Source organism: Flavobacterium sp. HNIBRBA15423, assembly GCF_052655965.1.
This window is the reverse complement of the sequence record NZ_CP199751.1, coordinates 3925352-3949171: the sequence shown is the minus strand read 5'-3', so window position 1 is coordinate 3949171 and position 23820 is coordinate 3925352. Positions and strand designations below refer to the sequence as shown.

At 28.0% G+C, this 23820-nt stretch carries 25 protein-coding genes; 21 read left to right on the top strand and 4 right to left on the bottom strand.

The genetic code is table 11. The features are described 5' to 3' along the window. Window positions 1–38 precede the first annotated feature (38 nt). The 8 genes from ACULEV_RS17560 (at window position 39) to ACULEV_RS17525 (ending at window position 6561) form a co-directional block, all read left to right on the top strand. Complete coding sequence (locus ACULEV_RS17560) at window positions 39–2585, top strand: hypothetical protein (protein WP_445456348.1); 2547 nt, start codon at window positions 39–41, stop codon at window positions 2583–2585. 18 nt (window positions 2586–2603) lie between these two features. Next, window positions 2604–2957 carry an immunity 22 family protein gene (locus ACULEV_RS17555; protein WP_445456347.1) on the top strand — a complete coding sequence of 118 codons (354 nt, stop codon included), beginning with the start codon at window positions 2604–2606 and terminating at the stop codon, window positions 2955–2957. Window positions 2958–3249: 292 nt separating this feature from the next. Continuing rightward, a complete protein-coding gene (locus ACULEV_RS17550; protein WP_445456346.1) occupies window positions 3250–3717 on the top strand; it encodes a hypothetical protein in 468 nt (155 codons plus the stop codon). A gap of 2 nt (window positions 3718–3719) precedes the next feature. Continuing rightward, window positions 3720–3968 (top strand): hypothetical protein, encoded by a 249-nt coding sequence (locus tag ACULEV_RS17545; protein ID WP_445456345.1) that lies wholly within the window; start codon window positions 3720–3722, stop codon window positions 3966–3968. 154 nt (window positions 3969–4122) lie between these two features. Further along, entirely contained in the window at window positions 4123–4824 is a 702-nt protein-coding gene (locus ACULEV_RS17540) for a CdiA C-terminal domain-containing protein (protein ID WP_445456344.1), read from the top strand. Between the two features lie 7 nt (window positions 4825–4831). After that, window positions 4832–5221, top strand: a complete 390-nt coding sequence (locus ACULEV_RS17535) for a hypothetical protein (RefSeq protein WP_445456343.1) — start codon at window positions 4832–4834, stop codon at window positions 5219–5221. Window positions 5222–5317: 96 nt separating this feature from the next. Next, window positions 5318–6037, top strand: a complete 720-nt coding sequence (locus tag ACULEV_RS17530; protein ID WP_445456342.1) for a hypothetical protein — start codon at window positions 5318–5320, stop codon at window positions 6035–6037. Between the two features lie 23 nt (window positions 6038–6060). Next, entirely contained in the window at window positions 6061–6561 is a 501-nt protein-coding gene (locus tag ACULEV_RS17525) for a hypothetical protein (RefSeq protein WP_445456341.1), read from the top strand. A gap of 298 nt (window positions 6562–6859) precedes the next feature. Here the strand turns inward: ACULEV_RS17525 and ACULEV_RS17520 are convergent, their stop codons facing one another. Beyond that, window positions 6860–7630 (bottom strand): DUF5995 family protein, encoded by a 771-nt coding sequence (locus tag ACULEV_RS17520; RefSeq protein WP_445456340.1) that lies wholly within the window; start codon window positions 7628–7630, stop codon window positions 6860–6862. Window positions 7631–7744: 114 nt separating this feature from the next. Between ACULEV_RS17520 and ACULEV_RS17515 the strand changes: the two genes are divergently transcribed. From ACULEV_RS17515 to ACULEV_RS17455, 13 genes are all read left to right on the top strand, one after another. Then, window positions 7745–8497, top strand: a complete 753-nt coding sequence (locus tag ACULEV_RS17515; protein ID WP_445456339.1) for a methyltransferase family protein — start codon at window positions 7745–7747, stop codon at window positions 8495–8497. Window positions 8498–8739: 242 nt separating this feature from the next. Then, entirely contained in the window at window positions 8740–10800 is a 2061-nt protein-coding gene (locus tag ACULEV_RS17510; RefSeq protein WP_445456338.1) for a hybrid sensor histidine kinase/response regulator, read from the top strand. 494 nt (window positions 10801–11294) lie between these two features. Next, window positions 11295–11771 carry a M15 family metallopeptidase gene (locus ACULEV_RS17505; RefSeq protein ID WP_445456337.1) on the top strand — a complete coding sequence of 159 codons (477 nt, stop codon included), beginning with the start codon at window positions 11295–11297 and terminating at the stop codon, window positions 11769–11771. Window positions 11772–11794: 23 nt separating this feature from the next. Further along, window positions 11795–12250, top strand: a complete 456-nt coding sequence (locus ACULEV_RS17500) for a hypothetical protein (protein WP_445456336.1) — start codon at window positions 11795–11797, stop codon at window positions 12248–12250. 16 nt (window positions 12251–12266) lie between these two features. Further along, window positions 12267–12593: a hypothetical protein gene (locus ACULEV_RS17495; protein WP_445456335.1), complete on the top strand. Its 327-nt coding sequence runs from the start codon at window positions 12267–12269 to the stop codon at window positions 12591–12593. A 7-nt stretch (window positions 12594–12600) separates the two neighbouring features. Beyond that, window positions 12601–13638, top strand: a complete 1038-nt coding sequence (locus ACULEV_RS17490; protein ID WP_445456334.1) for a patatin-like phospholipase family protein — start codon at window positions 12601–12603, stop codon at window positions 13636–13638. Window positions 13639–13814: 176 nt separating this feature from the next. Then, window positions 13815–14186 (top strand): ribonuclease P protein component, encoded by a 372-nt coding sequence (rnpA, locus tag ACULEV_RS17485; protein WP_445456333.1) that lies wholly within the window; start codon window positions 13815–13817, stop codon window positions 14184–14186. Between the two features lie 69 nt (window positions 14187–14255). Then, window positions 14256–15077, top strand: coding sequence for a DUF4349 domain-containing protein (locus ACULEV_RS17480; protein ID WP_445456332.1), 822 nt, complete (start codon window positions 14256–14258; stop codon window positions 15075–15077). Continuing rightward, on the top strand, window positions 15077–16711 hold the full coding sequence (locus tag ACULEV_RS17475; RefSeq protein ID WP_445456331.1) for a S41 family peptidase: 1635 nt from the start codon (window positions 15077–15079) through the stop codon (window positions 16709–16711). The genes ACULEV_RS17480 and ACULEV_RS17475 overlap by 1 nt, the downstream gene beginning before the upstream one ends. Before the next feature lie 24 nt (window positions 16712–16735). After that, the gene (locus ACULEV_RS17470; RefSeq protein WP_445456330.1) at window positions 16736–18322 is read left to right on the top strand and encodes a hypothetical protein; all 1587 of its coding nucleotides are present in this window, start codon (window positions 16736–16738) and stop codon (window positions 18320–18322) included. Between the two features lie 13 nt (window positions 18323–18335). After that, complete coding sequence (locus tag ACULEV_RS17465) at window positions 18336–18950, top strand: DUF6705 family protein (protein ID WP_445456329.1); 615 nt, start codon at window positions 18336–18338, stop codon at window positions 18948–18950. Window positions 18951–19204: 254 nt separating this feature from the next. Then, entirely contained in the window at window positions 19205–19819 is a 615-nt protein-coding gene (locus ACULEV_RS17460; RefSeq protein WP_445456328.1) for a DUF6705 family protein, read from the top strand. Between the two features lie 163 nt (window positions 19820–19982). Further along, window positions 19983–20807, top strand: a complete 825-nt coding sequence (locus ACULEV_RS17455) for an OmpA family protein (RefSeq protein ID WP_445456327.1) — start codon at window positions 19983–19985, stop codon at window positions 20805–20807. On the opposite strand, the gene ACULEV_RS17450 is transcribed toward ACULEV_RS17455, so the two are convergent. The 3 genes from ACULEV_RS17450 to ACULEV_RS17440 form a co-directional block, all read right to left on the bottom strand. After that, window positions 20804–21256, bottom strand: a complete 453-nt coding sequence (locus ACULEV_RS17450; protein ID WP_445456326.1) for a GNAT family N-acetyltransferase — start codon at window positions 21254–21256, stop codon at window positions 20804–20806. The two genes, ACULEV_RS17455 and ACULEV_RS17450, sit on opposite strands and share 4 nt — an antisense overlap. Window positions 21257–21330: 74 nt before the next feature. Then, window positions 21331–22311 (bottom strand): DUF4837 family protein, encoded by a 981-nt coding sequence (locus tag ACULEV_RS17445; RefSeq protein ID WP_445456325.1) that lies wholly within the window; start codon window positions 22309–22311, stop codon window positions 21331–21333. Window positions 22312–22323: 12 nt separating this feature from the next. Then, window positions 22324–23820, bottom strand: coding sequence for a LysM peptidoglycan-binding domain-containing protein (locus tag ACULEV_RS17440; protein WP_445456324.1), 1497 nt, complete (start codon window positions 23818–23820; stop codon window positions 22324–22326).

Here is a 23820-nt window from a genome sequence, read left to right as displayed (position 1 = left end):
AAACCCCAACAGATTGTTGGGGTTTTTAAACTAATTTGATGATGAGAGCAATTGAATATGGCTTACTAAAATATGGAGGCTACTCACTTAAGGATTCTGAAACAAACATCTTTGTGTTTAATGATGAAATTAAAGTAGAACCGAAAGAAGAAAGTAACCAAAATACAATTCAAGACAATTCTGTTTTTATAGAACTTGAAAATCAATTTACATTAAAAAAGAACGGAGTTGTTTTAAGTCAAACAGAGTTTGAATATATTAAAAACACCGAACTAACAAGTATAGAAAAAACGCATTCATCTATACAATTCTCTTATAATGAGATTCCTATAATTGCTGATATATATAAAATAAATAATCAAAATTTTGTGCAAATACCTATAGATATAGCAGATCCTCATATATATGCTGAAGAACAAATACTGTTTGGACAAAACATAAAAACAAAACCAGCAAAACCAACTTTAAATACCATTCTAAAAGATAAAAAAATGGCTGTTGTATTGTTTGTTTCAACAGATGGTGCACAAATTGAAAGAGCCTATCAATCCATTGATACTTTATATGAAAATGAAATTGTGCTTTTTATAGAGAAAAACAAAGGAGTGAATACTTTTGGTTCTGTAGTGCGTGTAAAAACGGGAAGTAATATTACCAGTTTAGGTATGTTTCCTTATAAGGATTTAAGCAAAATTGTAAAAATTTATAATACTGACATCGGATCCGATTCTTTTGAAGAAATTTTAAAAGAGCATCTAGAAGATAAAACCGAAAAAGTATATTTAGTGAAAGTTGTTTTTCTTGGTTTTTTTGATAAAGTAGTCAGTTTTGGAACCGATTTAACACTTGAAGCTTTACAACTAGTAGCCGAAGAATTTGCAAAAGGATTTGATCTACTTAAAATTGAAGAAAAAAAATGGAAATACTATAAGGAAGATAGTACTACTATAGAAAATCCTGATTTGTTTTTACCGGGTTTAAGCCTTATAAAGCAAGCCCAATCTAAAAACAATCTAAAAAACGAATTAGATACCAGCAAAATCAATGCTTTAGCCATTGCTCATATTGAGTTATTAGAAAGCACCTTAAAAAACCAAGTAAAAGAGAACCGAAAAGGAAGTGCAAAAGAAAGTTTTACCAAAGAAAAAGCTTTTAAAAAAATTATAAATTTAGTTTTAGAGGCTTTAGCCAATGCCAAAAAATTCCTAAAAAAACCATTAGGAAAAGGTCTAGAAATAGCAGAAGATGCTTTTGTAATGTATAACGCTTTCCTAGTAGGTTTAATAAACGGACTGGTAGAAGCTGTAAAAGGAATATTCGATTTGATTGCCCTTATTTGCGAAGGTTTAATCACTTTAAGAGAAACTGGAAGGGAAGTTTCAAAAAACAGCATAACCTATTTAAGCTTATTTTTTGAAATGATTGAAAACCAACTAGAAGCCTTTATTAATTTATTTAGTAAACAAAACTTAATAGCTATTTTTGAATTTTTCAATAAATGCTTGTTGTTTAGTTTAACATTACCATCTCGTGTTTTAAATTGGGTTACCGATGATAGCAAACCTATAACACTTGATACAATAGGCTATTATTTGGGATATATCATTGGTATAGTTATTGAGATGGTTTTAGAGATTTTAGCCACTGGTGGAGCAAGTAGCGTACTTGCAGCCATAGAGCAACTTGGAAAAAGTTTTGCAGGTCTTTTTAAAGGAATTATAGCAACCTTTAGCAAAGTTGCAAAAAATGGTAAAGCTTTTATAGTAGATAATTTTATTGCTATATTTGCTTTAATAAGAGAAAAATCTAAAAACTTAAAACCGTTATTAGATGATTTCTTTACGTTCATTGAAAGTGTTTTTGCTAAAGTAAAATCTTTTATTATTTTAAGGACAGCTAATGGCACAATAAGATTGGAAATAATACCTATCCAGTCTTTCATCGAAACTGTTTTAAAACTAGTAAAGACAAAATGGGTAAACGACCTTAACAAGGTTGGTTTACAAATTGCAAAAGCAGAAAATGAAATTTATGTTTTTGTACACAAAGGAGAAGAGATTTTCAGAGGCACAAAAAAAGAAGCCAAAGAAGCACTTGAAGACTACTTTAAAAAAGGAGATGAAATAGGTTTAGAAAAGTATTTGGATGAGGTTTTGGAACAGAAGCATTTAGAAAAATTAATTTCTAAAGTACCTGGAATAAAACAATTTTCTAAATGGTTTAATGAAATTAGTTTAACTGAATTTGAAATATTATGGAAAAACAGAAAAGTAAAAAATAAAATATCAGCCTTAATAAGACATCCTGGTGGCTTACATGAATGGTTGATGTGCTCAAGAGCAAATACCTTTAAAAAATGGGGAGTTACTATGGAAGAAATAAAATTACTTCGTACTAAAATAGAAGATGTAATTTTTAAAAATCCACCAGGATATCATGGTGGTCCTGGTTCAACAAAGGCACATAATGAAATATTAGACTTAATAGATAGATCAAATTCATATGATGAATTTAAAATTAAGTTAATAAAGTGGTCAGAAAACAGATTAGAAGGAGGAAGTAATTCTCTACCAAAAGGTTTATAAAAAATAATATATTAAAACATGGAAAAAGAAAATAAAGTATCCATTTGGATTGGAAAATCAAATTCTGAAAATGATTTTCAAAAATATTTGAAAGAAAATTATACTGACGATGGTGATTTCTCGTCAATTTTTATGAATGATTTCAATATAGAATATTATGATAATCAATTTAAAGAAATTCTTTTTAAAGAGAACAGTTCTAAAACAGAAGTACTTAAAGATTTTTCTTACTCTGAAAATTTTATAGAAAAAATAACGGGTATTAATTGGGAAGTAAATAATAGCTTTGTTTTGCTATATAATTTTGAGTATGATAATACCTCGCTGAAATCAGAAGTTTTAAATTTTGTAGGAGTTTTCGATTATCGTTAAATCTTAAAAGATCATAATAAAATAAAACCACAAATATTAATTGTGGTTTTATTTTTAGAATCAAAATCTAACAATAGAATATTTAACTAAAAAAACAAGATTTTGTTTTAGCATATATCTCGCCATTATTCAATCTTTTGTTGAAACTGTTTTAAAACTAGTAAAGACAAAATGGGTAAACGACCTTAACAAAGTTGGTTTACAAATTGCAAAAGCAGAAAATGAAATTTATGTTTTTGTACACAAAGGAGAAGAGATTTTCAGAGGCACAAAAAAAGAAGCCAAAGAAGCTTTGGAAGAATACTTTAAAAAAGAAGATGAAATAGGTTTAGAAAAGTATTTGGATGATTTATTACAATCTGATTTTCTAAAAAAAATAGGTGTAGAAGAAAAAGTTATTTCATTATTTTTAAAAGGTGAAACTGTTACTTTTGAATTTGTATCTAATACAGGAGGCTATGTTTCTGGTTTTTTAACTAAAACACCCAGTGAAATCAAAAGTTACATTTTTTACATAAATGATAAAACAGGTAAAGCTTTAAGATCATTTTTGGAGTACAGAGATAAATCAACTAAAATAGCCAATTCATTTAAAATAAACACACTTGAGTTGGGAGGATCTTCAATTATAAATCAAGATGTTTTGAAAATGGTAACTAAAATGGGGTTTGAAAAAAAAATAATTGATATCCCTCAAAGTTTAGGAGGTAAAAATGGCGAAAAAATGGAAATATTTGTTAAAAAATTTAAAGTAAAATAATTATGGACGCGAAAGAAAAGTATTTAGCAATTAAAAAAAATGATAAAAATGTTTTTGAAATTTTGAATGAATTAAAAAAGGAAAACAATTCAATAGATTCAATGGTTAAATTGAGAGAAATTTTTCCAGAATTAACTTTATTTGAAGCCAAAGAAATTTTAATAGTAAGTGAAACTGATCACAATAGTCTAGAAGAATATCAAAAAGATTTTTTTAATCAAATAAAAGGGTTAGAAGGGGGCGATTTGTAAGATTTTTTAGTAGAAATTTCTTATATAAATCAATTATGCTTAATATATAAAATAATTTTTAAAACACTTGTAAAATAATTTTTCACAAGTGTTTTTTGTTTTTATAAGTAATTATTTCTCTGTTATTTTAAGGACAGTTAATGGCACAATAAGATTGGAAATAATCCCTATTCAATCTTTTGTTGAAACGGTTTTAAAACTAGTAAAGACAAAATGGGTAAACGACCTTAACAAAGTTGGTTTACAAATTGCAAAAGCAGAAAATGAAATTTATGTTTTTGTACACAAAGGAGAAGAAATTTTCAGAGGCACAAAAAAAGAAGCCAAAGAAGCTCTTGAAGAATACTTTAAAAAAGGAGATGAAATAGGTTTAGAAAAGTATTTGGATGAGGTTGCAGAATTTTTTAAAAAAAGAACTAAACCAAGTAAAGCACCGAATAATCTTGCTAAACCAAAAGGGACTGTAACTAGAATTTCTAAAAAAGCTGATATTGAAACAAAAACATCACTAGAATTAGAAAACGAAACTGCTGATATTTTAGCTAAAAATGGTTTTGATATTGAACAAAACCCAATAATTAAAGGCACTTCAAAAGAACCAGACTACCTCATAGAAGGAAAAGTATTCGATTGTTATGCGCCATTTAATAAAAACAAACCTGTAAGAGGAGTTTGGTCAGAAGTTCAAGATAAAGTTTTAAAAGATCAAACCAAAAGAGTTGTAATTAACCTTAAAAATTGGGAGGGAGATGTTTCAAAATTGCAACAGCAGTTTATGGACTGGGCCATTGAAGGTTTAAAAGAAGTAATGTACATTTCAAAAGATGGGAAAATAGATTATATAACATTAAAATAATACAATTATGGCATTAACATATAAATTACAATTTAAAAGAGAACTAGAAGAAAAAAAAGAATTTAAGGAATTAATAGAAAAAAATAACAATAAATATTTTATAATTTCGGAATTATATTCATCAACAGATGGTTATTTTAATAGCAATTTTGAAGGTAAAGAGTTGGAATATGAGTTTGGTGATTCATCATCTATTTCATTTCGAGTAATAGACAAAGAAGCTGATCAAATCGCTTTCCGGAAATCTTTATTAGATACAGTTCATAAAATAACCAATGAAATATATCCAGAAGAAGATTATTATTTTGATTTCAATGGAGATATTATTCATGAAATGCGCGAAAATGGTATTGTAAAAAGAAACAGTAAATCTGGTTTTTATGTAGAAATAGAATAGTACAGTTTACAGGTAATTTATACTACAAACAGCTAATCATTGAAACCCCAACCTAAAAATTGGGGTTTTTTAATACTTTTATAATTATGACGTTCTTTGATAGATACTGCTATTGCTATATTTGCTTTAATAAGAGAAAAATCTAAAAACCTAAAACCTTTATTAGATGATTTCTTTACGTTCATTGAAAGTGTTTTTGCTCAAGTAAAATCTTTTATTATTTTAAGGACAGTTAATGGCACAATAAGATTGGAAATAATACCTATTCAATCTTTTGTTGAAACTGTTTTAAAACTAGTAAAGACAAAATGGGTAAACGACCTTAACAAAGTAGGTTTACAAATTGCAAAAGCAGAAAATGAAATTTATGTTTTTGTACACAAAGGAGAAGAGATTTTCAGAGGCACAAAAAAAGAAGCCAAAGAAGCTTTGGAAGAATACTTTAAAAAAGAAGATGAAATAGGTTTAGAAAAGTATTTGAATGAGGTTGCAGAAGTAACAAAAATAAGAAAAACAGCATTTGTAAAATGGGCAAGTAAATTTGAAAAGAAGTTTCATCATCATTTCGATGGAGAAATTGTAGTTGGTAAATGGAGTAAAAGAGACGCAACTCCAACGCTATGGTCTCAAGGAGCTCATAATCATACAGTAAATGGAACAAAAATTAATATTAAAGAGATAAGAAAACCTGTTGTTTCTCGAATTGAAGATATACCAAATAATGTTCCCTTTAAAGCAAATGTAGAAGTAATTTATAGTAACAGGAATGTTTCAAAACAAAACACATCAAGTTTTTTCCAAAAAATTGGGATATAAATAGAATAAAAGAGGAGATTGCATTGGTTTATGACGAGATGATTAATGCTGGCATACAATTAAAATATGACAATAATAAGTATTTTACTGAAAATAGAAAGTATTTTAATATTCAGATAGAAGTTGATCAATTTGGTAATTTAACAAATGCATATCCTTTAATTAAAATAATAATCATGAAATATCAATTTACCTCCAAAGTTTTTGGACAGGAAGGGATTTATGGATTACAATATGAATCTATAAACGAAAAAGAAAAAGCACTTTTTGAAATAAACTCTCACGAATGGACTTCACAAAAAGTGCAAGAATTAATCAATAAAAGTGAAGCACTACAAAATGATGATTATATTCAATATGAAGTAGAGGGAGGTCATTTAGGAATAATGATAGATAAAGAAAGTGTAGCTTTTTTTAATCTTAGAGAAAGAAAACAAGAAGAAGAAGATTTTGAATGGACATATTCAGAATTCATTGATTTTCTTCAAGAGTTTAAAAAATTTCTTCAAGAAAATAAAAAATAATAAGTATAAAACGTCTTAAGAAATTAAGGCGTTTCATTTTTTACTGTTATTAGATGATTTCTTTACGTTCATTGAAACTGTTTTAAAACTAGTAAAGACAAAATGGGTAAATGACCTCAACAAAGTTGGTTTACAAATTGCAAAAGCAGAAAATGAAATTTATGTTTTTGTACACAAAGGAGAAGAGATTTTCAGAGGCACAAAAAAAACATCAAAGAAGTTCTAGAACAACTGATGAGTTTAAAAAAACATCTAAAAAGCAAATGACACTAACCTGATAGTACATTCCTATAACAGCCTAAATCACACTCCTCAATTTCTCAATTTTTCTCACCACACTTCCTCTTTCAAATAGACGAAGAATTTTGAAGATTAAAGAAGGAATATAACCAGGATTGGTAATTAAATCGGCAATTTTTGTTATTTTTTGGTCTCTGATTAATATACTTTGTGTAAACTGAACATTATCTAATGGAGCCAATTCTACCGCATACTTCCATGCTCCGTTTCTGGCTTCTTGCATGCTAAAATCAATAAGAAAAGTATCAACCTTTTGGGTTTTCTTCAAAATCCATTTTAAAAATGGCCATACATCAGATAAAGCCGTTTCAACATTACCTACTAAAGCTGATAGGACATGATTAATCATATTAAAATCGGCTTCTAAGTCATCTATTTCATTACCTGGAGCAACTTGTGCAGCTGCAATACTTAAATCTAAATTAATATGGGCATTCATTCCTAATAGTAAATGTTGTAACACTACCATCCAAAAATCGTCTGCATATCTAAAAGCAACTTCCCAACACGATGAGGGTTGCAATTCATATTTATATTCATAATACGCTTTGATATATCGATTAGCAAAAATCACATCCAGTTGTTCCATTCGTGGTCCATTTTGAAATATTCCATCTGCAATACCTTCTTTTACTTTTTCAGTTACTTTACAATATAAAACGGCAAAATAACCCATTGTTGATTTCGAAATTATGGCTTCATCAATAATTTTATTTAAGATTAAAATAACCTCATCTATAGTTTGCGCTTGTGGAATAATTTTTGGCATAATTTTGTGATTTTATAGAATGAAAATACTTGCGAAAAATAGTGCATTTAGATCTGTTTCAAAATAAAATTTCAAAATATTTTTTTTATATATTTGGCCTTCATTAAATATCTCATGGCTTTACAAGAAGAATTAGAACAACAAGGTGTTTGGTTATTTAGATACAGAGGTGTTTTGCCTATTATTATTTTAATAATTGGTACACTGCTTTTTTTACAAACCGAATTATACCCTGAAACTTTTTTTCTAAAGAAAACGCCTTATGAGATTTATTATGAAATGCTATGTTTAGTTTTTAGTCTTTTAGGTTTGTTTATTAGAATTTGCGTTATTGGTTATGTTCCAAAAAACACCTCAGGAAGAACGGTAAAAAAGAAAGTAGCAGATAGTTTAAATACTACTGGTATGTATTCATTAGTAAGACATCCTTTGTATGTAGGGAACTTTTTCATGTGGCTTGGTCCAGCTATGTTATCTGGAAACTTTTGGTTTGTGGCATCTTTTACACTTCTGTATTGGGTCTATTACGAAAGAATTATGTTTTCAGAAGAACAATTTTTAAGAGGTAAATTTGGAGAAACCTACTTAAATTGGGCTGAAAAAATTCCAGCGTTTGTTCCTAATTTTAAAAACTTCGTTAAACCTAATCTCACTTTTAGTTGGAAAAAAGTAGTTAGAAAAGAGATTAATGGACTTTTCCTTTTATTTCTTGTTTTCTTCTTTTTTGATTATTTAGGTGTTTTAACTAAAAATGAAACTGATTTTAATCCTTTTTTATTTTACAGTTTAATAATCCTTTTTATTGCTATAATTGTCATAAAAGTCATAAAAAAGAAAACAGATCTTTTAAAACAAGAGAATAGATAAATTTGAAAAAAAAGATTTCTTAAAACTCAGTTATCAATTAGAAAATAGTATTTAATATCTATATATTACTTCCTTTTTAAGGTAAAAATTTAATATGTTTTTAATATTAAAAATGTTAAAAAATAAATTTTTATTAAGTATAAATTTCATTATACTATCTAAAAATCCGGTTTTTGTCTTAAAAGCGGCTAATTTGTATTAAAATTCTCCTTATATTTACTATTATGAATTAAGCCCACATAATGTTAAAAAAAACTATTCCTTTATTTATAACATTACTTATAATAGCTTGGGCAATTTCTTGTTCAAAATCACCTCTGTTAACATCAGTAGAAAAAAATTACCTTAAGAAAAACGACAGTATTAAAGTAGCCGTTTTTCCTTATTATCCTCCATATCAATTTACAAACGATCAAGGATATATGGATGGTATTTTTATAGAATTTTTAGAATTAATTGAAAACAAAACAGATTATAAATTTAAAAGAGTTTATTATACCAATTGGGGTCAATTATTGGAAGACGCTAAAAACAATAAGGTAGATATAATTCTTGAAATTCAAAAAACGAAAGACAAAGAAGATTTTTTAACTTTTTACCCACCTCTTTTTGAATCCAAGCATGCTATAGTTCAAAAAAAAGAAGATTCCATAATTAAAAATCTAAAAAAATTTGGTGCAAAAAAACTTATTCTTCCTTATCAATATTCAATAGTAGAAATCATTCAAAAAAAATATCCAAGCATTACTATTGGTTATGGTAAAGATGAATTAGAATGTTTACAAAAAGTAAATATTGGTGAATATGATGCCTACATAGGTCCGAAAGCTGTCATAAAATATTTAATAACTAAAAACAACTTAAATAATGTTATTATTTCTTCTGAACTTGATGTTTCTTATAGTCCTGGTTTTGCTGTTGTTAAAGACAATAAAATATTACAATCTATTATTAAAAAAAGTCTTAACAGCATTTCAAATAGAGAGAAAAAAATCATCATAGACAATTGGTTGTTTAATATGGTTACTCCATTTTATGAAAAGCCTAATTTTTGGATATGGATTACTTTTTTAATAGTTTGCATACTAATGATTTTTCTGCTTATCAACCGTTATTTAAACTTTAAAATAAAACAACGTACTAGACAATTACAAATTGCTAAAGAAAAAGCAGAAGAAAGTGACCAATTAAAAACCAATTTTATTCAAAACATTTCTCACGAAATTCGCACTCCAATGAATAGTATTATTGGATTTTCTGAACTATTACTAAAAGAAGATCTTACCTTAGAAGAACAAAAGGAATATGCTAAAATAATAGCCCGTAATAGTAAAGAACTTATTGTAAGTATAGATAATATCTTAGAAATTGCTAAACTTCAAACTGAAAAAATAACAATTAAACCCGAAGAAATCGATTTAGATGCATTATTTGAAAGTATTGACAAAAAATATTATCAAAAAGCTAAAGAAAAAAATATAAATTTTGTTGTAGAAAGCAAACTTAATAAAAATGCAGGTTTAGTTTTAATAGATAAGCCAAAACTTTTTAAAATACTATTAAACCTTATAGACAATGCTGTTAAATTTACAAACACTGGATCAGTTATTATACAATATGACATTATTGACAAAGAAATTATTATCTGTATAAAAGACACTGGAATTGGTATTAAAAAAGCAGATCAAGAAATCATATTCAACATTTTTACGCAATCAGAAAAAGAGATCTCTAAAAATTATGGAGGTTTAGGGTTAGGTCTTTCTATAGCTAAAAAAAATGCAGATTTATTAGGAGGCAAAATATCAGTAGAAACGTTAGAAAATCAAGGAAGTACATTTACATTAACTTTACCATTTATACCAGTACCAGAAGCAATTCAAAATACATCTGAAAAAAAACCTGAAACTATCCAAAAACCTGAAAAACATATTATTCTAATAGCAGAAGATGGAGATATTAATTTTATGTTTTTGAAAACAGTTCTAACCAAAATGCCAGAGTTTAATTTTGTAATACATCGAGCTGAAAATGGCAAAAAAGCGGTTGAAATTTGTGAGAAAAACAACCAAATTGAATTAGTTTTAATGGATATTAAAATGCCAATAATGGACGGATATGAAGCTACAAAGAAAATAAAACAATTAAGACCTCAACTTCCTGTTATTGCTCAAACTGCATATTCTACTGAGGAAGATATTCAAAAAGCAATAGCCGCTGGCTGTGATGATTTTATTTCAAAACCAATAGATAGAAGTTTATTAATGCCTATCCTTTCTCGTTACATATTTAAAACTACATAAACATGGCTATTTGTGTTTCTTTTTTCACTGTTAATTTTAGCATAAACCACTCTTTTAAGAATCTTTTGGTAACCATTTCATTCTAATCAATAAATACTACTTTTTCATACCAATATTAACTATGCTATCTCTTCCAAAAATACTAAGATTATCATCGAATTAACGTGGTTGTATAATTATAGCGTAATGTTAAAATTTCATTTTAAAAGTTGCCAATTTCTTAAAAACAGTATTTATATCTCTTTCTCATTTCTCACAATAAATAGCATAAATATAGTTGAATTGTCTTGCAGAATATACCTTAAAAATATAAACTAAAATATACTTTAATAAAATGAAAATATTCTTAGCGTATCTAACTACATACTCAACAAAACGGCTGTCCACACTCATTAAAGTCAAAATTGAATATTTTTTAAGATTATTTTCTGTGTTTTTATTTGCTTGTTAGATTATTTTCTATTATATTTGTATTCTAATTAATGCTTAAAAGAGTGGACAAATATACCAAACAAAGAATACAAAAATTACACCCAAGTGTAAGAGATGAGGTTTATAAAATTATTGAAGAATGTAATATTTCATTAACAGGAAAAGCAAAAATAAGAATCACACAAGGGTTACGCACTTTTGAAGAGCAAGATGAATTATATGCATTAGGCAGAACAAAACCAGGAAAAAAAGTTACTAATGGTAACGCTGGTAAATCCATTCATAATTATGGTTTCGCAGTTGACATTTGCTTGATAATAGATGATAAGATTGCCTCATGGGATACTGTGAAAGATTGGGATAACGATACGATAGCCGATTGGTACGAATGCGTTAAAATATTCGCAAAATATGGTTGGAATTGGGGAGGAAATTGGAAAAATTTCAAAGATTTACCACATTTTGAAAAAAAAGAATACAATAATTGGAGAAAATTATCTAAACTAAAAAAAGATAAAAATGATTATGTAATTTTATAAGCAAACAAATAAACTTTATAAAGATGAAAAACCTAAAAATTAAAATCGCATTATTTGCGATAATTGCCTTAACTAGTTGTCAAGCTATTAAAACTGCTGTATTTGATCAATATTCATATCAAAAAACAACCGAATTAAAAGTAGAGACTCTTATGCTAATGGAAAATGCATCCTTACCATTTGAAAATCACAAAGAAACAGTTATGAAATTACTTTTAGACATTGAAAAACTAAAAGAATATGAAAAAAACAAACCTAATAACGAAATATCTTTTGCAATGTGGAACGTTTTAACAGATAAAGAAAAAAATCTTGTTGGCGGATTTTTTAAACTTTGGAAAAACAAACAAACACTCTCACCCACTTTTGTAGAAGAATCAAAAAAACAAATAGAAGAGGCATTTGATTTATTAATTCAATATGAAATAAAGAAAGATAAAACTTCCAAAGACAATTTATTAGCAATTATATCACAATAACAAACAAAAAACAATCATGGATTTAGAAAAATTAATAAAGGATTTAAAAGAAGCGCTTTTAACCCTACTTGGAAATAAATACAAAGAATTTAAACCAGAAATTCAAAATGACGTTACAGCCTTCTTAAAAGAATCAGAAGAAAAACTGAAACGTTGGATATTACTTTTTGCTGAAGGTTCTTTAACTAAAGAAGAATTTGAATGGCTTTTAAAAAGTCAGAAAGACATTGTTGCTTTGAAAGCATTACAAACAGTAGGAATATCAAAAATTAGAATCAATAACATTAAAAACAGTATTATAAAAACAATAGTTGATATTGTAGTTGCAACTGTTATAAAATAGCAAAACAATGGCAAAAAAAATCAGAGTATTAAGTTTAGATGGAGGAGGAATTAGAGGTATTATTACGGCTGTGGTTTTAAAATACATACAAGAAGAATTACAACGTATCGATAATCCTAATGCAAAAATTGGAGATTATTTCGATTTGGTAGCAGGAAGTAGTACAGGAGGTTTATTAACCGCTATTTTACTTTTTCCAGATAATACTAAAAGTGCTAAGTTTTCTGTAGAAGCCGCTCTCGATTTGTATGCCAAAAAAGGAGATTCTATCTTTAATGTTTCTTTTTGGGAAGAAATCATCAATCCATTTGGATTATTTAATGAGAAAATTTCCCAACGAAACTTAGAACGACAATTAAAAGAAGTATTTGGTGATTTGAAATTAAACGAACTTATAAAACCCTGTTTAATTACTACTTATGATATTAATCAGCGTAAATCGAAGTTTTTTTGTAGTCATGAAGCTTATACTCCTTTAGAAAACTTTTATGTAAGAGATGTTTGTAGAGCCACAAGTGCAGCACCTACCTATTTTGAACCTGCAAAAATAAAATCGCTTTACGATCAAGAATTCACATTAATAGATGGTGGTGTTTATGCCAATAATCCTGCTATGTGTGCTTATGCAGAAGCTAGAAAAATACCTTTTTCAAAAATATTACACGATTCACAAAAAATAGATTATCCAGATATTAATGATATGATCATAATCTCAGTAGGAACAGGAGAAGTTTTAAAACCCTATACCTTTGAAAAATTTGAAAATGCTGGAAAAATAAAATGGATTTCCCCATTAATAGATATTTTATTGTCTGCCAATGCTGAAACAGTGAATTATCATCTTTCTAAAATGTATGAATCACTTGGGCCAAGAAATAAAAAGAATTATTACCGATTAATGCCCCAACTTAGAAATGCTTCACCAGAAATGGATGACACTTCTAAAAAAAATATCTACGAACTCATTCAAGCTGGTTTGTATTTTGTAGATCAAAATAGAAAAATGTTAAATGAAATTGCTAGAAAATTAGTGAAGTATAAATAAGCAGACTAAAACAATACCTTATCCAATTTATAAGCTACTTTCGAGTAGCTTTTTTATTTACAACTATTTTACATAAAATGAAAAAACAGATAATTAAATACTAATGATTTATAGAAAATAACGAATTATAATAACTCCAAATGATTTTACATATCTTTACAGCATCTTAAGCTATCATGAATTTCAAGTATCCAAAAAACGAAAAGCTAAAAAGCAAAAATACTATCGATTTACTTTTTTCAGAAGGTAAATCAGTTTCTAAATATCCATTGCGTTTGGTTTATGTTGAGAATCCTTCTGAAAATGAAATTTTAAAATTCGGAGTTTCAGTTTCTAAGAAATATTTTAAAAGAGCTGTCGATCGCAATTACTTCAAGCGTATTTTGAGAGAATGTTATCGTTTAAATAAACATGTCTTATTGGAAAACATAGAAAAAAACTACGCTATTATGTTTTTCTACCAAACTAAAGAACGACTTTCATACCAAGAAATCAATGAAAAAACAGTTTTGCTGTTTGAAAAATTCATTTCAGAACTAAAAAAATAATTTCTGGCTAAGTTTTTGTGAATCAATATTAGTATATTTAGTAATTACAAAATCTTATCTTTTATGGTTATGAAAAGAATCTTCTATTATTCATTTTTATTCATTTTATTATTTTCCTGCAAAGAAAAAATAGCAGAAAACAGTATTTCGGAAAGTTCTAATTTCAGTTATGATGTTGTTGATGAATCTGAACCAATTTCAAAAAAAAGCCCCTTAGATAAATCCATTGCGAGTGATACTAAAATAATAAAAACTGCTCATTTACGCTTTGAAACGCAAAACTTAGAAACAAGTTTTTCAAACATTTATAAAGCTGCTAAAACCTATAAAGCGTATATTCAAAATGATAATTCAGGAACTGATTATGGTTCGATATACAGAAATATAACGCTTCGCATTCCAAATACAAATTTTGATGTATTTATAAATGAAATAAGCAAAGGAGTAACACATTTTGATAGAAAAGAAATTTCAGCACAAGATGTAACTGAAGAATTTGTAGATGTTGAAGCTCGTTTAAAAGCAAAACGAACTTTAGAAAACAGATATTTGGAAATCTTAAAAAAAGCCAATAAAGTTTCCGAAATTTTAGAAGTTGAAAAACAACTTTCAGTTATAAGAGAAGAAATTGAAGCAGCAGAAGGGAAATTAAAGTATTTACAAAACCGAGTTTCAATGAGTACTATTTCCATTGAAATGTATACCGAAAAACCTGAAGGAACAGGAACAACAGTTTCTTATGGAAGTAAAATGTGGAATGCTGTAAAATCGGGTTTTAATGGATTGTCAAGTTTCTTCCTTGGAATGTTACATATTTGGCCTTTTATCCTTATTTTCGTAGTGTTAATCATTTTTGTACGAAGAAAAATTAGAAGTAAAAAGAAATTATAATGAAGCGATTTTTAAATAAAAAATATATTATTACCTTATTTAGTGTTGGATTTCTATTTTTAGCAGTAAGTTTTAAAAATGATTTTTTTGAAATTGCTAAACAAATTGAAATCTTTACTGAGGCTTTTAAGACAATAAACCAAAACTATGTAGATGAAACTAATCCAGGAGAATTAATGGATATTGCCATCAAAAACATGTTGGCCGATTTAGATCCTTACACTGTTTTCTTTAACGAACAAGATGTATTGAAATTTAAAATTAACAATACAGGTGAATATACTGGAATAGGAGCTATTGTGCAAAGAAAAGAAGGTCGTGTCTTTTTAAAAGAAATTTACAAAGGATTTCCAGCGGATAAAGCTGGTTTAAAACCTGGTGATGAAATTACACAAATAGGAGACATTAATTTAAAAGAATACAAAGAAGATGCATCTCAATTATTAAGAGGAACCAAAAACACTAAGATAAATATTACCTACGAACGTCAAGGTCAAAAACAGAATACTGTTATTATTCTTGATGAAGTTGAAGTTAAAGCTGTTCCTTTTTATGCTTTGTTAGAAGACAAAACAGGTTATATTGTACTTTCAAAATTTACTGAAAAAGCTAGTAGTGAAACCAAATCTGCATTGCTAGAATTAAAAGCAAAAGGCGCAACCAAAATTATCTTAGATTTAAGAGGAAATCCAGGAGGTTTATTACATGAAGCTGTAAATATTTGTAATTTATTTGTACCAAAAGGAGAAGTAATTGTTACTACAAAATCAAAATCTGAAAAACATAATAATACCTATAAAACAAATAATCAACCAATTGATTTAGAAATTCCATTAGCAATACTTATTAACGGAAGTAGTGCTTCTGCATCTGAAATTGTATCAGGAGCTTTACAAGATTTAGACCGTGCAGTTATTGTAGGAAATAGAAGTTTTGGAAAAGGATTAGTACAAAGACCTTTAAATTTATCTTATGGTACACAAGTAAAAGTAACTATTTCTAGGTATTACACCCCTTCTGGTAGATGTATTCAAGCCTTAGATTATGCTCATAAAGATGAAAATAGAAAAGCAATTAAAATAGATAAAAATAATTTTAATATTTTTAAAACTAAAGGAGGAAGAACCGTTTATGATGGTGGTGGAGTTTTACCTGATGTAATTGTTGAAGAAACAAAAAAGAGTACTATTACTGATGCCTTAGTTAAAAATGATGCTGTTTTTGATTATGCAACTACTCTATACTATAAAAACCCTAATCAAACTGGTATTCCTACCATTTCAGACACTGATTTTAATACCTTTAAAACCTTCATAAAGCAAGAAAAATACAGTTTAGATAGCGAAACCGGAAAAGCGTTAAAAGAATTGCTAGAAAAAGCTAAAAAAGAAGAAATTGACGGTTCAATTATAGCTGAATATAAATCATTACAATTAGCTTTAGAAAAAAGCCAGGATGCTGAAGCGAGTAAAAACAAAGAAGAGTTTAAAAAATTATTGCAAGAAGAGTTGATTACTCGTTATCAATATAAAGAAGGTCTTTATGAATTTTATACCCAAAAAGACATTGAGATTAATAAAGCTAAAACTATATTGAATGATAATGTCAAATATACTTCCATTTTAAAAAGATAATATTAACCTTTACCCTCTCAATATATGAGAAAAATTATAAATAAACTTTTCCTTTTTACACTGCTTGGAGTCTTAACCCTATTATTTGTCAATTGTGAATATGAAGAAGATTCTCCAAAAATTGAAAAAAAAGCTGCATTTAAGCAAAATTTAAAAGTTTCTAAAGTTCATTTTAAAGATTTTAAAAACAATGCTAAACTCCTCAATCAACTTACTAAAATAGGAAACAAATCTAATGCATTAACAAGCAATAGAATACTCCTTTCTAATGATAATAGTTTTTATATAGATACTGATTTTGCTTATTATATAGAAGATGAAAAAGGTGGTCATTCTTACACTTTTCAAATCAACAGAAAAAATCCTAACTTATTACTTGAAAATTTAATTTTAAATCAAAACGATAGTACTGGTTATGACTTATATATTGCTCAATATGCTATTACCGAGCAAGAGTATCAAGAATTAGAACAAGGTCATAACCCAGACCTTTCAGAAAAAATAACAATTACACCAGTAGATGGCACATTAATTGATATTAACTCTTTATTAAGTAGAGGAGATGTAGGTGGTATGTGTTTAACTACAACTATAATTCCTGGTAATACTTGTCCTGGAGCAGAACATCATAATTTAGAAGATATTCTAGGAGGTGCCTATTGCCCTTATTTTGAAAATGGAAGTTTTACAGTTTATGCAGAACAAGTGATTTATTCTTATAGTCCTTGTGGTGAAGATCAAGATGGTGGTGGCTCAAGTGATAGTAGTGGCGATAATGGTAGTGGTTATAATGAAGGAACTGGTGGTGATGCCAATAATGACAATTCTTCTACAAACGACCCTAATCCAAACGATGATATAGAAGATACGCAAAGTCCTGTAAACACTACTCCTGTTTTACAAGCCGATATTACAGAACCTTGTGAAACCTTGAAGCAATTAATTGATGCTGATAACGATTTTGAAACTAAAATAGAAACCTTAAAAAATAAAATTAATGAAGGAGTTGACAAGGAATGGATCTTTAGCTTTGAAAGAGTGAGATCTTATGATCCTGCTTCTGGTGCTAGCTATTCTTATAATACAACCCCTGTAGAAGAAGGGGAAACTACCACAACTACAGCATGGCAAGGTGGTGATTATATAGGCAACATACATCTTCATCCTTTTTTTGGACATAAAATTTTTTCATGGCAAGATATAAGAGTACTGCTAGATACTTATGAAAAAGCCCATAGAGGAAATAAAAGACATGTAGTAGTAATGATAATTTGTGAAAACCCAAACAATAGTGCACAACCACTAATTTTTGCATTAAAAGTAAATGATATCGCTAAACTACAAGCAAAAATGGAAGCAGACTGGAATGATCCTAAATTAGCATATATTACCAATGATGAACTACGGTTAAAAAAGATTCATGAAAAACTTGCTGAAAAATATGATGTAAACAAAACAAGCCTAGAAAAATATTTTTTACAAAAATTTGGCGATTATGGCATCGATTTGTACCAAGCCCAAAATGGGGATTTGAATAACTGGAACAAACTAAATCTTGCAAACAATTCCGATGGAGTACCTACTGCCACACCACAACCTTGTAACAATTAAAATAGACAAAAAGATGAAAACAATAATAAAAATAATTACTACTATACTAATTGCTAATTATAGTTATTCACAATGCCCGAATGTTGTAAACCTATATCAAAGACCTCATGTAGATGAAACTGGTTATTATTATAAAGATATAAATAACGTTTTAAGTCCATTTGAAGGTCATTACAAATACACAAATGGTTCAACCTCTTTTGAAATCATATTACAAAAAATGGAAATGTCCACACAACCTGGTAATTGGTATTGTGAAGACATGCTAATAGGTGCTTATAAGTACATAAAAGATGGTGTAGTTGTAATTGATGCATTAAATGATTTAAATAACAATTATGTCGATGGTAGTGAATATTTACTAGGTGGAAATCGTATTTTAACTGGACAGTATTTAGGTTGTAATGATTGTGCTGCAAATGAAAAAAGAGTGGTTTTAAGTATTATGGAACCAGACACCAAGCAATTTTATGATTTATTCATTCGTAAAATTACACATAACGGTCAGGAAGCTATTAAAATATTTCTGTACTTAGACTCTATGACACGAATGAGAACAGTAGGTGATCCTCCACTTCCTCCTTTACAATTACCTGTAAGCCAAGAATTAATTTTAATAAAACAGTAAATTTATTAATCTCATAACGACTTTTAGACCTATTTAAAAGTCGTTTTTTTATTAGTTTATTATTTTGTAGTTTTAATTTTAATTAGAAAACCTAGAAAAATATTTTTTACAGAAATTTGGTGATTATGGCATCGATTTGTACCAAGCACAAAATGGGGATTTGAATAACTGGAACAAACTAAATCTTACAAACAACTCAGATGGAGTACCTACTGCCACACCACAACCTTGTAACAACTAAAATAGACAAAAAGATGAAAACAATAATAAAATTAATTACTACTATACTAATTGCTAATTATAGTTATTCACAATGTAATAATATTGTAGATATTGATGATGCAACCCATGTAGGGAAAACTGGCTATTATTATAAAGACACTCACAATATATTTAATCAATTTGAAGGTCATTACAAATACACAAATGGCTCAACCTCTCTTGAAATAGTATTACAAAAAATGGAACTTTCTTCCAAATTCAACAACCGTTATTGCGAAGATATGCTAATAGGTGCTTATAAATACATAAAAGATGGTGTAGTTGTAATTGATGCATTAAATGATTTAAACAACAATTATGTTGATGGCGGTAAATATATTATTGACGGAAATCGTATTTTAACTGGACAGTATTTAGGTTGTAATGATTGTGCTTCAAATGAAAAAAGAGTTGTGTTAAGTATTATGGAACCAGACACCAAACAATTTTATGATTTATTCATTCGTAAAATTACACACAACGGTCAGGAAGCCATTAAAATATTTCTGTATTTAGACTCTATGACACGAATGAGAACAGTAGGTGATCCACCACTTCCTCCTTTACAATTACCTGTAAGCCAAGAATTAATTTTAATAAAACAGTAAATTTATTAATCTCATAACGACTTTTAGACCTATTTAAAAGTCGTTTTTTTGTTAGTTTATTATTTTGTAACTTTAAATGATAGTAAAAATCGAAAAATTCATAATTTTAATGATATATAGATGTCTGAAGACCCTACTTTACTAATCAATTCTAAAAAATGACATGAAACGGTTTGTCCTTTTTCTTCTACTCTTAAGTTCCTCAATCTTGAAGGCACAAGAGGAAGAAGTACATTCAATTTATTTTGAATTTGATAAGTTTGCTCTAAAAGAAAGTCAAACAAAAGCACTCGTGGAATTTGTAAAAAAAATAGATACTGCAACCATTGAAACAATAGAAATATTTGGTTATTGTGATGATAGAGGAAAAGAAGAATATAATTATAAACTTTCTACCAACAGAGCACTTACTGTTAAAGATGAACTTCTATTAAATGGAATTAAAAACAAGATTATAATTACAATTGAAGGAAAAGGGAGAATTTTAATTGATGATGATTTACTAGATAATATTCCAGAAGTTCGATCAAAAAACAGAAGAGTTGATGTTGTAGTTAATTATAAACCCATTTTAATTGAAGAATTAAAAATTCCGGGAGTTTACAGTACAATACCTAAAAATCCTGTTGTTGGCGATCGAATTTATTTGGATAAATTACTATTTGATAGAGGAAGCAGTCAATTATTATATCCTGCTAGAAAAGAACTAGATAGATTAGCAAAACAACTTCATAAATTTAAAAATATCGAATTTGAAATACAAGGTCATGTTTGTTGTACTCCTTCCTTTCAAAAAGAAGCAATAGATAGAGGTACAAAAAAAAGAGAACTTTCTGTCAATAGAGCGTTTGCCGTTTATAAATATCTTAGTTCAAAAAAAATTAAAAAGGAAAGAATGACTCATAAAGGATTTGGAAACAGTCGCCCTTTAGGAAAAACTCCATTGCTAGATAGACGTGTAGAAATTGTAATTACAAAAGTGAATTAGCTTCTTTTCATTTGAACATGAGGAATATCATCTTCTAAATACACTTCACTAGTTTGAACAAATCCTAATGATTGATAAAACTTGGTTAGATATTGCTGGGCAGAAATAGTAATTTTTGTATCCTCAAAGTATTCTTTAATGGCATCAATTGAAACTTGCATTAACTGGTAACCCCATTTTTTGTCTCGGTATTTTGGACTAACCACTACTCTACCTATTGAGGTTTCATCAAAATAACACCCTTTATCAAAAATCCTTGTGTAAGCAACAATTTCACCATTATAGTAACCAATTACATGTAATGCTTTTTCATCTTTCCCATCAATGTCTTGGTAAACGCAGTTTTGCTCAACCACAAACACTTCAGATCTAAGTTGCAACACAGAATATAGTTCGTTAAGAGAAAGTTCTTTAAAAAGCTTTATTTTAAATTCAATTAAAGATTCCATAAATTGTAAAAACTAAAAATCTCATTAAACCTAAAGTCTAATGAGATTTATATTATTTAACAAAAATAGCGTATTTATTTTAAAAATTTAACTGACTTAATAATTGCTTCTAGTTCAAATACTAAATCACGTTTAGATTTGGAAGGATTATATGTAAAACCCTCTAGGACTAAAAAGCGATTATTTTTGGTGTCTTTTATAGCATAATTAACAAATGGTCCAGCCATAAAATCATTTTTTAAATGCCAATTCCCTTTTGTTTCATAAGTTTTTCTTCCTGAAATTGAAACATCGAAGAACAAAGGAGAGTATGCATCCTCAGTAACCATCCATGTATTGTCTAACGTACCATGAATAAATTGTTTTCCAATGGAATCACGCATTTTTACAATATTATTGACTACATTAGAATCATTCTCTATTACATTAATTGGCACTTCATAAACAAGAATACTATTATAACCAGAATTAAATTCTTTTCTAATCCATAAAAAATCATCTTCTACCATGTCATATTTATACCCAAAACCAATCGTTAGAGCAACACCAAATCGCTCTCTAACTTTTACATCAGTGACAGCAGCTTTCTTTAAACGTACTTGGTTTTCAGTAATCTCACCTTCTTTAATAGCTTGAATAATTTCATTAGCTTTTTTTTCTAACGTAGCTAAAATTTCATCTTTATTTTTACCTACAATATAAAATACTTGTTGTGGCTTTGCAAATTCATCTTTTTTAGCACTAAAACCAGATTGATTCGATTTTTCAACAACAATAATATTTCTACTGTTTCTTACGAAACCTTCAAAAATTTTAGATGGATATTGATTTAATGTAAACGTTGGCTCTTCATTTATAAAGCCATCAATAGGAGCAGCAAATTTCTTTCGTATACTATCTCCAATTTCACCATTCCAAAGGTTTTCATCAATGATAATAGATACATTATTTATCTTTCCATTTGATTCAGTCAAAACTGCATTCTTTTCAGCTGGACTATCTTTACAAGATATTAAAAAAATTAAACTTAAAAATGTAATAAATATTTGTTTCATATAGGTGGCTTTTTATCCATTAATATTCAGTTTCATACCTGGTTTAATATTATTACCACTAATACCGTTCCATTTTTTTATATCATCAGCAGAAATGCCTGGAAATTTTTTTGCAATTGAATATAAAGAATCTCCTTTTTTAACTCTATATACCTGATTACTAGCATTATTACTGGAGTTTGCATGGCCTTTTGAAGCTACTCTTTCAGAAGATAAAATTTTTAAACTTTTTCCAGCCTGAATAGAATTTCCTCTTAAATTGTTCCAGTTTTTTAATTGAGAAATGGTTACATTGTATTTGTCTGCAATTAATCCCAAACTTTCACCGCTCCTTATTTTATGATATTTTGTTCTACTAACTAATACTTCATTAGCATCTGGTAATATTGTTTTTTCTTTAAACGTATCCAAAAAATCAACATATGCATAAACTTTTTCTTCATTTGAAACAAAAAGACCCAGTTTGTTTTTAGGCAATCTTAAATAATGTGCTTTATCTTCTTGATATGGAATAATGTCCAATTTGTAAATTGGATTCAAAAAAGATATTTGCTCAAATGGAACATCTAAAATTTCAGATATTTGCTCAAAAGAAATGCGTCTTTTAACCATTACAGTATCTGTTTCGAAATAGGTTAAAGGAGCTTTCTTTGGTACAAATTTATGCTCTTTATGGTATTCATAAATATACATTGTAGCCAAAAAAGCTGGAACATAATTAGCAGTTTCCTTAGGTAAATTTTTTCTAATGTTCCAATAATTTTGACTTCCACCAGATCTTCTAATAGCTTTGGAAACATTTCCAGGTCCAGCATTATAAGAAGCCAAAACCATACTCCAGTCGCCAAAAATTCTATATAAACTTGATAAATACTGACAAGCAGCTTCAGTTGCTTTCAAAGGATCATAACGTTCATCTACAAAAGAATTTACTTCTAAATCGAATTGTTTGCCTGTTGGATACATAAATTGCCACAATCCTGTTGCACCTACTCTAGATTTAGCTTTTGGATTTAAAGCAGATTCAACTATTGCTAAATACTTAATTTCTAAGGGAACATCATATTTTGCTAAATGCTCTTCAAACATTGGAAAATAATACTCAGAAATTGCCATTAATCTTTCATAAGCACCTTGCCTTTTCTTTAAAAAAGTCTTTATAACATTCTCTAAAGCAGGATTATATTCAATATTAAATGGTGATTTATTATCTAATTTTTTTAGTCTTTTCTTTAATAAGTCTGTAGGTAAATCAAATATAACAATAGAATCGATGTCAATTTCAGTAACATCTGAATACATATTTTCAAATATTTCTTCATTTGATAACTCAGCTAACCATCTTTCATCAATACAATTACTTGTATTGTGGTTAGTGAAAGTGGCTTTAATAGAATCTAAATAAGAAACTTTTAAAACATCTGCATTAACAATATCTCGTTTACTTTCTTGCGCTAACATTGAAAATGTAAACAAAAGAAATAGTATTATAAATTTGTTTTTCATCAT